Origin of the sequence: Pseudoalteromonas sp. SCSIO 43101 (assembly GCF_023650775.1) — a bacterium.
Classification (GTDB): Bacteria; Pseudomonadota; Gammaproteobacteria; order Enterobacterales; family Alteromonadaceae; genus Pseudoalteromonas; species Pseudoalteromonas apostichopi.
Genome location: NZ_CP072673.1, coordinates 130,714 through 145,635, shown reverse-complemented (window position 1 = coordinate 145,635; position 14,922 = coordinate 130,714). Strand labels below are relative to the sequence as shown.

The 14,922-nt window shown below is 44.1% G+C and carries 6 protein-coding genes and 3 rRNA genes; 4 read left to right on the top strand and 5 right to left on the bottom strand.

What is annotated here, in order from left to right; genetic code table 11:
- Positions 1–90 precede the first annotated feature (90 nt).
- The 4 genes from uvrD (at position 91) to J8Z25_RS00690 (ending at position 6,306) form a co-directional block, all read left to right on the top strand.
- A complete protein-coding gene (gene uvrD / locus J8Z25_RS00705; protein WP_054563945.1) occupies positions 91–2,256 on the top strand; it encodes a DNA helicase II in 2,166 nt (721 codons plus the stop codon).
- Positions 2,234–4,303 carry a GNAT family N-acetyltransferase gene (locus J8Z25_RS00700; RefSeq protein WP_250661522.1) on the top strand — a complete coding sequence of 690 codons (2,070 nt, stop codon included), beginning with the start codon at positions 2,234–2,236 and terminating at the stop codon, positions 4,301–4,303. The genes uvrD and J8Z25_RS00700 overlap by 23 nt, the downstream gene beginning before the upstream one ends.
- Positions 4,266–5,390, top strand: coding sequence for an ABC transporter substrate-binding protein (locus J8Z25_RS00695; protein ID WP_130050024.1), 1,125 nt, complete (start codon positions 4,266–4,268; stop codon positions 5,388–5,390). The genes J8Z25_RS00700 and J8Z25_RS00695 overlap by 38 nt, the downstream gene beginning before the upstream one ends.
- A 67-nt stretch (positions 5,391–5,457) precedes the next feature.
- Positions 5,458–6,306 carry a CZB domain-containing protein gene (locus J8Z25_RS00690; protein ID WP_250661521.1) on the top strand — a complete coding sequence of 283 codons (849 nt, stop codon included), beginning with the start codon at positions 5,458–5,460 and terminating at the stop codon, positions 6,304–6,306.
- A 295-nt stretch (positions 6,307–6,601) separates the two neighbouring features.
- On the opposite strand, the gene rrf is transcribed toward J8Z25_RS00690, so the two are convergent.
- From rrf to rhlB, 5 genes are all read right to left on the bottom strand, one after another.
- A 5S ribosomal RNA gene (gene rrf / locus J8Z25_RS00685) occupies positions 6,602–6,716 on the bottom strand.
- A gap of 124 nt (positions 6,717–6,840) precedes the next feature.
- A 23S ribosomal RNA gene (locus J8Z25_RS00680) occupies positions 6,841–9,723 on the bottom strand.
- A gap of 278 nt (positions 9,724–10,001) precedes the next feature.
- Positions 10,002–11,542 (bottom strand): 16S ribosomal RNA (locus tag J8Z25_RS00675).
- Together the 16S, 23S and 5S rRNA genes form the textbook arrangement of a ribosomal RNA operon.
- Before the next feature lie 517 nt (positions 11,543–12,059).
- Positions 12,060–13,553, bottom strand: coding sequence for a guanosine-5'-triphosphate,3'-diphosphate diphosphatase (gene gppA / locus J8Z25_RS00670; RefSeq protein ID WP_250661520.1), 1,494 nt, complete (start codon positions 13,551–13,553; stop codon positions 12,060–12,062).
- A gap of 45 nt (positions 13,554–13,598) precedes the next feature.
- Complete coding sequence (gene rhlB / locus J8Z25_RS00665) at positions 13,599–14,876, bottom strand: ATP-dependent RNA helicase RhlB (RefSeq protein ID WP_130050027.1); 1,278 nt, start codon at positions 14,874–14,876, stop codon at positions 13,599–13,601.
- Between the last annotated feature and the right edge of the window lie 46 nt (positions 14,877–14,922).

The window sequence follows — 14,922 nt, the reverse complement described above, 5'->3', positions numbered from 1 at the left end:
CAAAATAGCTGTTTATAAAAACAGTATTTTATTTAGCCTTGCATAAACACCTGTTATACTCCACTCATTATAGATTGAAAAGGCGTAACGATGGACGTTTCTGAATTACTCGATGGCTTAAATGACAAACAACGGGATGCAGTCGCAGCCCCATTGCAAAACATGCTAGTACTTGCAGGTGCGGGTTCTGGTAAAACTCGAGTACTTGTTCATCGCATCGCATGGCTTATGCAAGTTGAGCAAGCTTCTGCATATAGTATCTTTGCGGTAACGTTCACTAACAAAGCCGCGAAAGAAATGCGCACCCGTGTAGAAGAAACGTTAAAAGCACCGGTTGGTGGTATGTGGATTGGTACTTTCCATGGCTTATCTCATCGTATTTTGCGCGCCCATCACCGTGAAGCGAACTTGCCTGAAAGCTTTCAAATCTTAGATTCTGATGATCAACAACGTATGATCAAACGCTTGCTTAAAGCGATGAACATCGATGACAAAAAGTGGCCTGCAAAACAGTTTGGCTGGTATATCAGTGCGAAAAAAGATGAAGGCCTACGTCCTAAAGACATTCAAGCCTACGATATTAACGAGCAAATGATGTTGAAAGTCTATGCTGCGTATCAAGAGGCTTGTGACCGCGCTGGTTTAGTCGACTTTGCAGAAATACTGCTACGCTGCTACGAAGTACTTAAGAATCATCCGACACTTTTACGTCACTATCAACAGCGTTTTGCCCACATGCTGGTAGACGAGTTTCAGGATACCAATACTATTCAATATGCTTGGCTAAAATTACTCGCGGGTAATACGAATAGTATTATGATCGTAGGTGATGATGACCAAAGTATTTATGGCTGGCGTGGCGCAAAAATTGAGAATATCAAACGCTTTTTAACTGACTTCGAAGCCGAAACCATTCGCCTTGAACAAAATTACCGCTCAACAGCAACCATTTTGAAAGCGTCAAATGCGCTGATCAAAAACAATGCTGAACGCATGGGCAAAAGCCTTTGGACAGACGGCAATGATGGTGAGCCTATTTCTGTTTATGCCGCTTTTAATGAATTAGACGAAGCACGCTTTGTTAGCAGCAAGCTACGTAGCTGGCTAAATGCAGGTAATGCATTACAAGACGCCGCCATTTTATACCGTAACAACGCGCAATCTCGTGTACTCGAGGAAGCAATGTTGCAAGAAGGCTTAAAATACCGCATATACGGTGGTATGCGCTTCTTCGAACGCCAAGAGATCAAAGATGCACTTTCGTATTTACGTTTAGTCGGTAACCGCCAAGATGATGCCGCTTTCGAGCGTGTTATTAACACCCCAGCACGCGGCATTGGTGATAAAACGTTAAGCCACATTCGTGATTGCGCGCGGAATGAGTCACTGCCGCTTTGGTATGCCGCAAAAGCAATTGTAGAGCAGCAGCACTTATCTGGCCGTGCAGCAAGTGCAGTCACTAAGTTCTTAGAACTTGTTGAACATATCGAAGATAAAATCAGCGATCTGACCTTAGAAGAGCAAGCTAAATACGCCATTCAAACTTCTGGGTTAATGGCTATGTATCAAGCTGAAAAAGGTGAAAAAGGCCGTGCTCGCGTAGAAAACTTAGAAGAGCTTATTAGTGCGTGTGGCCAATATGAACTACCGGAAGATGAAGAATTCAGCTCGCCACTACAGGGCTTTTTGGCTTATACCTCACTAGAATCAGGCGAGGGCCAAGCCGATGAGCACGAAGACGCGGTTCAAATGATGACCCTGCACTCAGCAAAAGGCTTAGAGTTCCCGCTGGTATTTATGGTCGGTGTTGAAGAAGGCATGTTCCCGTCACAGCAAAGTAATGAAGAATCTGGCCGTTTAGAAGAAGAACGCCGCTTGTGCTATGTAGGTATGACTCGCGCAATGGAAAAACTATACATTAGCCACGCGGAAAGTCGCCGTTTATACGGACAAGAAAAATACCATAGTCCATCACGCTTTTTACGTGAAATGCCTGAAGACTGTATCGAAGAAATTCGTATTAAAACCCAGGTCTCAAGGCCACCTGCGGCAGGTCGCTTTAGTCCATCAGTGACGCATGCAGCATTTGAAGATAGCGGCTTTAACTTAGGACAACGTGTATTGCACGCCAAGTTTGGTGCAGGGACCGTACTCAATTACGAGGGTAGCGGCGCACAGTCACGTATTCAAGTGAACTTTGATGACTTAGGCAGCAAATGGCTTGTAACACAGTATGCAAGACTTCAAGCCTTATAATGAGTATATAACAGCACTGTGCAACGAGCTGACGATTGCAAAGCATCGCCAGCTTGTCATAGTGCAAGGAAGCGAAACTTGGTGCTATCAGTTTGCTAGCCAACTAGCGCTTAAAAATAGCTATGTTTTCAGCAGTAGCTCACAATTAGTGAGTAGTGAGTTTCCAAAACATGCTCACCAAATTCTTGGCCAAGAGTTTCAGCACGCAATTTTTGATGGTTTTAGCGGCTTATATGTCGATAAACTAGCAGCGCTTGCAGGTACCGTAAAAGCAGGTGGTGTACTGATATTATTACTGCCCAATGACAGTCATTGGCAAGACCCTGCACTAAGGAGTATTACCTCCTATGGCGAAGAGATTACACACAGTTTTTTTAATCAGCGTTTTTTCGCCAAGCTAAAGTTGCAGCCACATTATTTAACTCAGCATTCTCTCCCAGCTTACCAGCCGGTATCGCCAGCAACTGCTGAGATAAACTATCAGCAACAACAGCTATGTGTAGAGCAAATAATTAAAACCGCGACAGGGCGCGCTAATCGACCTTTAGTTATTAGTGCAGATCGAGGTCGTGGTAAGTCAGCCGCTTTAGGGCTTGCAGCAGCAAATCTTCAAGATAAGAAAATCCTTATTTGTGCAACACAAGCTAAAGCCGTACAAACAAGCTTTAAACATTTAGCCGCTAAGCTTGGTATCAGCAAAGAACAAAACTGTAAACAACTAGCTAACCTCAGCTATGTTGCGCCAGATACACTGTTAAACGAAAAACCAGACTGTGATCTGCTATTTGTCGATGAAGCTGCCGCTATTCCTGTACCAATGTTATTGCAGATCCTGAAAAATTACCCACGAATCGTATTTGCTAGCACTATGATTGGTTATGAAGGGAATGGGCGTGGTTATACGTTACGCTTTTTACATTATTTACGTGGCCAATTTAAATCACTAAAGACAATCACTTTGGGCGAGCCAATTCGTTTTGCCAACCATGATCCGCTAGAAAATATCATACGTGAACTATTACTACTCGATGCAAAGTACCTAGACACGCAAAGTAGTGAAGCATACGAATTTGAAAATATAAGCAAAGAACAACTTATTGATAATGAGCAGCTACTTAGCCAAATTATGGCGCTATTGGCGTTGGCTCATTACCAAACCACGGTAAACGACTTACGGCAATTGCTTGATGCCCCTGAGTTACAGCTATCTATATGTAAACAAGAAAATGCGTTAAAAGCCGTTTGCTTAATTGCTATTGAGGGTGGCTTAACAGCAGAAATCGCAGAGCAAGTAATAAAAGGAAAGCGTCGACCACATGGTCATTTAATGGCACAAACTCTGACTCAATTGAGCCGAAATACAGAAGATTTGTGTAAACGCTCAGCGAGAGTGGTAAGAATAGCGGTCGCACCAGAGTCCCATCAACAAGGTATAGGTTCAGCCCTATTAAACTTTTGTGAGAACCAATTAAAAGATTGTAGTTATTTCGGAGCCAGCTTTGGGGCAAACGCTGCTTTAGTTAAGTTTTGGCAAAGTAATGGCTTTAATGTTGTTAAACTTGGATTTAGTCACGATAAAGCGACCGCGGAACATGCTGCCTTAGTGATGAAAGCTTTAGATGAGCAAAGCAAAGATAGAGCTGCACAATTCATTGAAGAATTTAAACAAGACCTCTCTTTGCAACTACTCAGCCATTTTAGCTCACTTCCTTGGCAGCTTATTATGGAACTATTTAAAGGCCTCCCTAGAAGTGACTGTCCTGAAGGCTTAAATGAAAGAGCAGAACGGCTCTTAACAAGCGATATTAACCACTTTCAAGTACAGCCATTGCTATGGCAAATGATTTGGTGCACACCAATTAGTCTAAATTTATTAGATGAAAATACAAAATTCATCCTAATTCGACTAGTATTACAGCAAACCTCTGTAAATAGCTTGATCGAAGAAGCCGGTTTTACAGGTAAAAAAGACTTAGACTTAAAGTTCAAAACCGCAGTGCAAGGTTGGTATGCTCACTATAAATCTCTTCAAAATAACAGCCATTAAGTGTTTCTGTATATATACCTTACTGCTATCTCAGTTCGCTTTCGCTGAGCTTAAACAACCAACTATTAAACTTGGCATGTCTACAGCACTGACTGGACCTGCTAAGCAAATAGGCGAACAACTAGCGCTTGGCAGTAATATTTACTTCAATAAAATCAACAAAGAAAACGGTATTAATGGGCAAAGTATCGATCTAATATTAGCTGATGATGGCTATGAGCCAAAAAATGCCGTAGTGAATACCCGCGAGTTTTTATTTGACCAAAAGATCCATGCAATTTTTGGCTCAATGGGAACACCGACAGCCCATGCAATTAAACCCCTGCTAGATAGGCACCGCATTCCATTTCTAATGCCATTTACGGGCGCTGACTTTTTACATAACAGTTCAATGCCAAATGTATTTAACCTCCGTGCCAGCTACCAAGATGAAGCGATTGAGCAAATTAACTATTTAATCAAAGAGCAAAAGCATGAAAAAATTGGGCTAATGATCCAGGCTGATGAATTTGGTTATATGGTTGAGAGCAACCTGGTTAACGCACTAAAAATACATGGAATTAAGCCAGTAGAAGTTGCTCGATTTAAGCGTAATAGTCAGGATATCTCTAAGGCATTAACTCTGTTAAAGGAAAGTAATGCAACCGCAATTTGTTTAGTTGGCACCTACGAGCCTCTCGCTGAATTTATTAATGCAGCAAACAAACAAGGCTTCAACCCTGACTATACTTCTGTGTCTTTCGTTTCCAGTCATGATTTATACAAGCGTGTCAAACAACCCGCCAACATTATGGTCACCGAAGTGGTTCCCGACCCAAATAACTGTAAAAACTCTTGGTGTAAGCAGTTTATTGAAGATATCGAGCCATATCACACTAGTGCAAATAGAATTATTTTTGAAGGTTATTTGAATGCCGTTGCATTGGTTAGCGCTGCCAAGAAATGTCCAACACCATTAAACAATCAATGCTTACTTACCGAATTAAATCGTTTGTTTACTGACACGTCTGATTTCGCTGATTTATTTAACACCCACTCCGCAGGAAATAACAAAAAAATCTACCGCTCATATTTTAAAAGTAATTAGGTTAAACTACGACTAAAATACAATAATGTTCTATGCTATAGAGACTTAACAAGGCTTTGAGGGAAATATGGATCTGATTAATTTTCGAGTTGGGCAAAAGACCATTTCACTAAAAATTCTCGATATTCTTCTAACTGAGCGTTACGAAGGAAATCTCACGTCTTTGCCAAATGAAAATAAAAGCTTCATTGGGGTTAAAGATTACATGGAAACTCCTACGCCTATTTTTGATTTAGGAATTGTATTAAACAATCACTCCACCAAAGACACCAATGCCGAGTTATCTGACCTTTTAGTTGAAAGAGAAAAAGACCACTTAGATTGGCTAGATGCCTTAGAAAATAGCTTAGTTACCGGCGCGCCTTTTACAAAAGCCACTGATCCAGATAAATGTGCTTTTGGTCGTTGGTATAATAACTTCGAAACAGATAATGAAGACTTAAAAAGTATATTAGCTAAGTTCGATAAGCCACACCGCGAATTACATGCCATGGCTGGTGAGTTATTAGAATTGCAAAAAAGCCAACCTCACGACAAAGTCATTAGCTTATTTGCAGAGAAAAAGCGCCAAACATTCAATCAGCTTATTAGGCTATTTGAATCGGCACGTGAGCAGATCATTCTTGATTACAAGCCAATAATCATCTTCACTACTAAAGATGGCGTTACGCCACATATAGGCTTATTAGTCGACAAAGTAGAAGACAGCATCAACGTTAAGAAAGAAGACATTAAACCGCTAGATCAATTAACCTCTGTTGGTTTTGATGTTGACCCGCAAACTAAAAACATGATGCGCGGACTAATTAAAATGAAGCATAAACACAGCTTATTATTAGACCCAAGCGCCATCTTCCGTCCAGAACACCTAATGCGCCACGAGGCAGAAGAAACCGAAGAGTATGGGCTTTTTTAGTTAGCAAGTTGCGAGTGTAAAGTCATAAAGGCTCTAGGCTCTAGGCTCTAGGCTCTAGGCTCTAGGCTCTAGGCTCTAGGCAAAGTGTAGTTGTAGGAATGGCTTACCATGAATATATTGGTTATGGCCTAGATACGGCACTGACGTGCCTCCTACAGGGGTTTGTTGCTGAGGGAGTCTCTGCAAAAAACACCCCCACATTTCAGTTGACGTCTGACGTCTGACGGCTGAAAGCTGACAGCTCCCAAACGCAAAAAAGCCCGACTCTTTCGAATCGGGCTTTCTTTAATTTGGAGCCTGGCAATGTCCTACTTTCACATGGCAAATGCCACACTATCATCGGCGCTGTTTCGTTTCACTACTGAGTTCGGCATGGGATCAGGTGGGTCCAAAACGCTATTGTCACCAAGCAAATTTGGGTCGTTAATCGCCTTAGCAATCAACTAAAATTCGGAATTCTGATATCAAGTAAATGTCTACTTTAGTTTCTTAACTTCTGTCTGTTACGCTGTCACAAAACGCGTTTGGCGTTGTATGGTTAAGCCTCACGGGTAATTAGTACAGGTTAGCTTAATGGCTCGCACCACTTCCACATCCTGCCTATCAACGTTGTAGTCTTCAACGGCCCTTCAGAGACTTTAAAAGTCTAGTGAGAACTCATCTCGAGGCCTGCTTCGCGCTTAGATGCTTTCAGCGCTTATCAGTTCCGAACGTAGCTACCGGGCAGTGCCATTGGCATGACAACCCGAACACCAGCGGTTCGTTCACTCCGGTCCTCTCGTACTAGGAGCAACCCCTCTCAATTCTCAAACGCCCACGGCAGATAGGGACCGAACTGTCTCACGACGTTCTAAACCCAGCTCGCGTACCACTTTAAATGGCGAACAGCCATACCCTTGGGACCGACTTCAGCCCCAGGATGTGATGAGCCGACATCGAGGTGCCAAACACCGCCGTCGATATGAACTCTTGGGCGGTATCAGCCTGTTATCCCCGGAGTACCTTTTATCCGTTGAGCGATGGCCCTTCCATTCAGAACCACCGGATCACTATGACCTACTTTCGTACCTGCTCGACGTGTCTGTCTCGCAGTTAAGCTGGCTTCTACCATTACACTAACCGTACGATGTCCGACCGTACTTAGCCAACCTTCGTGCTCCTCCGTTACTCTTTGGGAGGAGACCGCCCCAGTCAAACTACCCACCAGGCACTGTCCGTAATCCCGATTAGGGACCAACGTTAGAACATCAAAACTACAAGGGTGGTATTTCAAGGACGGCTCCACAAAGACTAGCGTCTCTGCTTCAAAGCCTCCCACCTATCCTACACATGTAGGTTCAATGTTCAGTGCCAAGCTGTAGTAAAGGTTCACGGGGTCTTTCCGTCTAGCCGCGGGTACACAGCATCTTCACTGCGATTTCAATTTCACTGAGTCTCGGGTGGAGACAGCGTGGCCATGGTTACACCATTCGTGCAGGTCGGAACTTACCCGACAAGGAATTTCGCTACCTTAGGACCGTTATAGTTACGGCCGCCGTTTACCGGGGCTTCGATCAAGAGCTTCGTCCGAAAACTAACCCCATCAATTAACCTTCCGGCACCGGGCAGGTGTCACACCGTATACGTCATCTTGCGATTTTGCACAGTGCTGTGTTTTTAATAAACAGTCCCAGCCACCTGGTCACTGCGGCTCCCGTCCGCTTAGAGAGCAAGTCTCATCACAGATAGGAGCGTACCTTCTCCCGAAGTTACGGTACGATTTTGCCTAGTTCCTTCACCCGAGTTCTCTCAAGCGCCTTAGTATTCTCTACCTGACCACCTGTGTCGGTTTGGGGTACGATTCGGTATAATCTGAAGCTTAGAGGCTTTTCCTGGAAGTATGGCATCAACAACTTCACACCCTTGGGTGCTCGTCTCGTGTCTCAGTCTTAAGAGTCCGGATTTTCCTAAACTCTCAACCTACTCACTTTCACATGGACAACCAACGCCATGCTTGTTTAGCCTGCTCCGTCCCCCCATCGCAATTATACCAAGTACGGGAATATTAACCCGTTTCCCATCGACTACGCCTTTCGGCCTCGCCTTAGGGGTCGACTTACCCTACCCTGATTAACATGGGATAGGAACCCTTGGTCTTCCGGCGTGCGGGTTTTTCACCCGCATTATCGTTACTCATGTCAGCATTCGCACTTCTGATACCTCCAGCATACCTCCCGGTACACCTTCAACGGCTTACAGAACGCTCCCCTACCACTCAAACAAAGTTTGAATCCGCAGCTTCGGTGCATAGTTTAGCCCCGTTACATCTTCCGCGCAGACCGACTCGACCAGTGAGCTATTACGCTTTCTTTAAAGGATGGCTGCTTCTAAGCCAACCTCCTGGCTGTCTGGGCCTTTCCACATCGTTTCCCACTTAACTATGACTTTGGGACCTTAGCTGGCGGTCTGGGTTGTTTCCCTCTTCACGACGGACGTTAGCACCCGCCGTGTGTCTCCCGGATAGTACTTTACGGTATTCGGAGTTTGCAAAGGGTTGGTAAGTCGGGATGACCCCCTAGCCTTAACAGTGCTCTACCCCCGTAAGTATTCGTCCGAGGCTCTACCTAAATAGATTTCGGGGAGAACCAGCTATCTCCCGGTTTGATTAGCCTTTCACTCCTAGCCACAGGTCATCCCCTAACTTTTCAACGTTAGTGGGTTCGGTCCTCCAGTTGATGTTACTCAACCTTCAACCTGCCCATGGCTAGATCACCGGGTTTCGGGTCTATACCTTGCAACTGAACGCGCAGTTAACGCTCGCTTTCACTACGGCTACCCTAATCGGTTAACCTCGCTACAAAATATAAGTCGCTGACCCATTATACAAAAGGTACGCAGTCACCCTCGAAGGGCTCCTACTGCTTGTACGTACACGGTTTCAGGTTCTATTTCACTCCCCTCACAGGGGTTCTTTTCGCCTTTCCCTCACGGTACTGGTTCACTATCGGTCAGTTGGGAGTATTTAGCCTTAGATGATGGTCCACCTATATTCAGTCAAAGTTTCACGTGCTCCGACCTACTCGATTTCACTTAAGATGCATTTTCGTGTACGGGACTATCACCCTGTATCGTCAAACTTTCCAGAATGTTTCACTAACACATAATAAGCTTAAGGGCTGGTCCGGTTTCGCTCGCCGCTACTTCCGGAATCTCGGTTGATTTCTGTTCCTACGGGTACTTAGATGTTTCAGTTCTCCGCGTTCGCCTCGTTAACCTATGTATTCAGTTAACGATACCTGCAAGCAGGTGGGTTTCCCCATTCGGAAATCCTAGTCTCAAGCGCTTTTTACTAGCTTGACTAGGCTTATCGCAAGTTAATACGTCCTTCATCGCCTCCAACTGCCAAGGCATCCACCGTGTACGCTTAGTCACTTAACCATACAACCCAAACGGGTCTTTGTTAGTGACAGCTGTTAACTTCGCCAGAAGTTAATTCATCAAATAATGATGAGAATACTAAAGTAGATACCAATTAATCTTTCGATTAATGGCATATTTTTTACTTTTGAAAACTCTTTATAGATACAAGTATCTATAAGAATTTTAATATCAGCTTTCCAAATTTTTAAAGAGCATATTAATTAGTTAAACCAAGTGGTTTAGCTAACTAACAATCATCTGTGTGGACACTACGAACAAATAAGTTCTAAATCGTATAAGGAGGTGATCCAGCCCCAGGTTCCCCTAGGGCTACCTTGTTACGACTTCACCCCAGTCATGAATCACTCCGTGGTGAACGTCCTCCCGAAGGTTAGACTATCCACTTCTGGAGCAACCCACTCCCATGGTGTGACGGGCGGTGTGTACAAGGCCCGGGAACGTATTCACCGCATCATTCTGATATGCGATTACTAGCGATTCCGACTTCATGGAGTCGAGTTGCAGACTCCAATCCGGACTACGACGCACTTTAAGTGATTCGCTTACCCTCGCAGGTTCGCAGCACTCTGTATGCGCCATTGTAGCACGTGTGTAGCCCTACACGTAAGGGCCATGATGACTTGACGTCGTCCCCACCTTCCTCCGGTTTATCACCGGCAGTCTCCTTAGAGTTCCCGACCGAATCGCTGGCAACTAAGGATAGGGGTTGCGCTCGTTGCGGGACTTAACCCAACATCTCACAACACGAGCTGACGACAGCCATGCAGCACCTGTATCAGAGTTCCCGAAGGCACCAAACCATCTCTGGTAAGTTCTCTGTATGTCAAGTGTAGGTAAGGTTCTTCGCGTTGCATCGAATTAAACCACATGCTCCACCGCTTGTGCGGGCCCCCGTCAATTCATTTGAGTTTTAACCTTGCGGCCGTACTCCCCAGGCGGTCTACTTAATGCGTTAGCTTTGAAAAACAAGTCCGAAGACCCGAGCTTCTAGTAGACATCGTTTACGGCGTGGACTACCAGGGTATCTAATCCTGTTTGCTCCCCACGCTTTCGTACATGAGCGTCAGTGTTGACCCAGGTGGCTGCCTTCGCCATCGGTATTCCTTCAGATCTCTACGCATTTCACCGCTACACCTGAAATTCTACCACCCTCTATCACACTCTAGTTTGCCAGTTCGAAATGCAGTTCCCAGGTTGAGCCCGGGGCTTTCACATCTCGCTTAACAAACCGCCTGCGTACGCTTTACGCCCAGTAATTCCGATTAACGCTCGCACCCTCCGTATTACCGCGGCTGCTGGCACGGAGTTAGCCGGTGCTTCTTCTGTAAGTAACGTCACAGCTAAGTGCTATTAACACTTAACCTTTCCTCCTTACTGAAAGTGCTTTACAACCCGAAGGCCTTCTTCACACACGCGGCATGGCTGCATCAGGCTTGCGCCCATTGTGCAATATTCCCCACTGCTGCCTCCCGTAGGAGTCTGGGCCGTGTCTCAGTCCCAGTGTGGCTGATCATCCTCTCAAACCAGCTAGGGATCGTCGCCTTGGTGAGCCATTACCTCACCAACTAGCTAATCCCACTTGGGCTAATCTTATGGCGTGAGGCCCGAAGGTCCCCCACTTTGGTCCGTAGACATCATGCGGTATTAGCAGTCGTTTCCAACTGTTGTCCCCCACCATAAGGTATATTCCCAAGCATTACTCACCCGTCCGCCGCTCGACGCCAGAGGTGCAAGCACCTCTTCGTTTCCGCTCGACTTGCATGTGTTAGGCCTGCCGCCAGCGTTCAATCTGAGCCATGATCAAACTCTTCAATTAAAAGTTTTTTCTGTCCCGAAGGACATGCTCAATGAATTCTGAATTTTGATTCTTTCGAATCGAATTGACTGTGCTGAAACAAGTAAACTTGTTTCCGTTGGTCACTCAGTTCAATTGAGACTCTAAATTTGTTTGCGTCATCTAGCGAACTAGAATCGGCTGTTAGAACTCAATCTGTACGAGTGCCCACACAGATGATTGCTTTATATTGTTAAAGAACGTTTGAGATACTTTCGCGTCTCAAGGGCTGTGCATTCTACGCAAGCCGTTATTTTTGTCAACACTTAATTTTGAGAAAAGTTTATTTTTTCAAAACTCAGTTTTACTTGACTCAACCAACTCGTCGTTTTGCTTTTTTGTAAGCAGTCCGCCGTGTCGGTGGATGCGCATTATAGGGAGATCCGAATTCAGATCAACTGTTTTTTGCAGTTTTTATTAAAAAAATGACTGTTCGCGCAAAATACGAACGAAACGCGTAAAAACAATACTAAAAAAGGCCCCAGAGGGCCTTTTGACGTTATTTTACTATGAGCTTCCAACCTACTTTTGCTTGTAGCTTGGACTCTAGTTGCAGCTCACTGGCCATTAATGGGTGATATTTTAACCAATCACCATCAAATGTCAGTGTGAGGGTGTTTTCATTAACACTGAGATCGATTGCTGGCAGTACATCATCTTGGCGGCGCATTGATAAGATTACTGCAATCCGCAAGACTCTTGTTAAACATTCAGCTAACTGCTGATGGCAACCTAAATGAGCAAAGCTGTTTTTTAGCAGATCAGCACGATGTTCATTAGCAACAGCCGTTATCAATTTATGTTCAGATTGTGAGAAACCTGGCAAATCGGTATTTTCTATAATGTAAGCTGTGTGCTTATGATAAAGCTTATACTCTATTAACAAGCCAATCTCATGCAGTTTTGCTACCGTTCTTAATAATGCTATTGCGTTATCATCGATTGATTGCCATTGCTGCGCTACATTTTTTGCCAGTTGCTCTGCAAGTTGCGCAACGCGACAGGCTTGTTTTTGATCAACATGATAGCGATTCATTAAACCATCAACAGTACGCTTACGAATATCGTGGTTATGAAGTTCTGGCACCATGCTGTATAAAACACCTTCACGCAAGGCACCGCGAGCAAGACCCATTTGCTTAATATCTAGCGATTCAAACAATGCGATTAAAATAGCGAGGCCAGATACAAACACCAAACGGCGCTCTTCACTCAACCCTGGAAGCTCAAGATCAGCAATTGTTGCAAATTGCACTGATTGTTCTTTAATGGCGAGTAGTTTATCGAGAGTTAATAGCTCATCTTGATTTTGTGCAACCATGATCTCTTGAATCGCTTGCACAGTACCCGATGCACCACTCGCTATTTGCCACCCGCTCGCTTGGTATTCATCAACAATTTCTGAAACGACTTCACTGGCAGCTTTAATTGCAGCTGCAAAGTTTTCGTTGCTGAGTTTTTGATCTTTGAAATAGCGCTCTAAAAAGGTGACACAACCCATATGCAGGCTTTTATAGTGCAATGCATCAAAACCCTTACCGATAACGACTTCGGTACTTGCCCCACCGATATCAATAACGAGTTGTTTTCCGCTACAGGCAGAGGTATGCGCCACACCTTTATAAATTGTCTTAGCTTCTAACTCACCGCTGATAACATTGATTTTATGACCAAGGATCTGTTCAGCTTTTTCCTTGAATACATCAGCATTGATAGCAAGACGTAAAGTTGCGGTCGCAACAATTGTGATGTTTTTCTGTGGTATGTCTTGCAAACGTTCAGCGAACAAGGCTAAGCATTCCCAACCTCGTTGCATGGCTTCTGTGCTTAGGACGTTATTTTCATCAAGCCCTGCAGCAAGCCTTACTTTACGTTTAACTCGACCGATCGTTTGTAGACCGCCAGCAATCGATTTAGCGATCAGCATATGAAAGCTATTTGATCCTAAGTCGATTACTGCATACACATTTTTTTGCGGTTGAAGTTGCCCCACCGTTCAAAAACCTCTAGTTACTACTAAGTCTTCAATAACGGTCGTTTATTGCGACCGCGATTTCTGGTAACTATTATTTGGTCGACGTCCGTTGTTATTACGATTACGTGGGCCTGTAGAATAGTTCCGCTTTTTCTGAATAGTAGGCTTAGTTAAATCATCAAGCAATGCACTTTTATCATAATGTGATAATGGAATGCTGTGTTCTATATATTGCTCAATTTCGTGGAGATTATAGGCATACTGCTCACAGGCAAAGCTAATAGCGTGTCCTGATGCACCAGCACGTCCAGTACGGCCAATACGGTGTACATAGTCTTCACAATCATCTGGCAAATCAAAATTAAATACATGACTTACTTCTGGGATATGTAAACCACGGGCAGCAACATCTGTTGCAACTAAGAAATCTAAATCACCTTTGGTAAATTGAGCCAAAATTGATTGACGCTTTTTCTGGTTTACATCACCGGTTAATAAACCAACTCGGTGACCATCTGCTTTCATCCATGCATAAACATTCTCACAACTGTGTTTCGTGTTTGCAAACACAATTGCTTTATCTGGCCATTCTTCTTCAATCAATGTTAACAGTAACTTAATTTTGTCATCTTGTGATGGATGGAATAGCTCTTCTTGAATTCGCTTACCTGTTTTTACATCAGGTTCAACTTGAACATGCTCTGGGTTAGTCATATGTTCAAATGCTAATTCCTGAACACGATAAGACAAGGTTGCTGAGAATAGTAGATTTAAACGCTCAGACGCTTCTGGCATACGTCTAAACATATAACGGATATCTTTTATGAAGCCTAAATCGAACATTCGATCTGCCTCATCAAGCACCACAACTTCAATTTCGTTCAGGGTATAGCAGCCCTGTTTATATAAATCGATAAGGCGTCCAGTGGTACCAATTAAAATATCAACACCTTTTTCTAGTTGTGCACGTTGTTTTTCGTAATCTTCGCCACCATATACTAAACCTAAGTTAAGATTACAGTGTGGCGCTAAAATTTTTGCATCTTTGTGTATCTGAATCGCCAGCTCCCTTGTTGGGGCCATGATCAGGGCTCTTGGATGTTTACTAGGTGCTTTGCTAGATTGTAATAACCGATGGCACGTGGCAGTTAAAAACGCCAACGTTTTGCCCGTACCTGTTTGTGCCTGGCCCGCAATATCGCGGCCTTCACAAATAAAAGGTAGGCATTTCGCTTGAATGGGTGTGCAATATTCAAACCCATTTTCGGTTAAACCGGCAACCACTTCCGGTGCGATAGCAAAGTCTGAAAACTTTTTATCGGTCAAATGTGTCTTAGTCATAGCGTTTAAGCATAACGTTTAAACTTGCAATAAGAAACAAGAGTGT

Coding starts and splice junctions, on each gene's coding strand:
- uvrD (WP_054563945.1), top strand. CDS start 91: ATGGACGTTTCTGAATTACTCGATGGCTTAAATGACAAACAACGGGAT.
- J8Z25_RS00700 (WP_250661522.1), top strand. CDS start 2,234: ATGCAAGACTTCAAGCCTTATAATGAGTATATAACAGCACTGTGCAAC.
- J8Z25_RS00695 (WP_130050024.1), top strand. CDS start 4,266: ATGCTCACTATAAATCTCTTCAAAATAACAGCCATTAAGTGTTTCTGT.
- J8Z25_RS00690 (WP_250661521.1), top strand. CDS start 5,458: ATGGATCTGATTAATTTTCGAGTTGGGCAAAAGACCATTTCACTAAAA.
- rhlB (WP_130050027.1), bottom strand. CDS start 14,876: ATGACTAAGACACATTTGACCGATAAAAAGTTTTCAGACTTTGCTATC.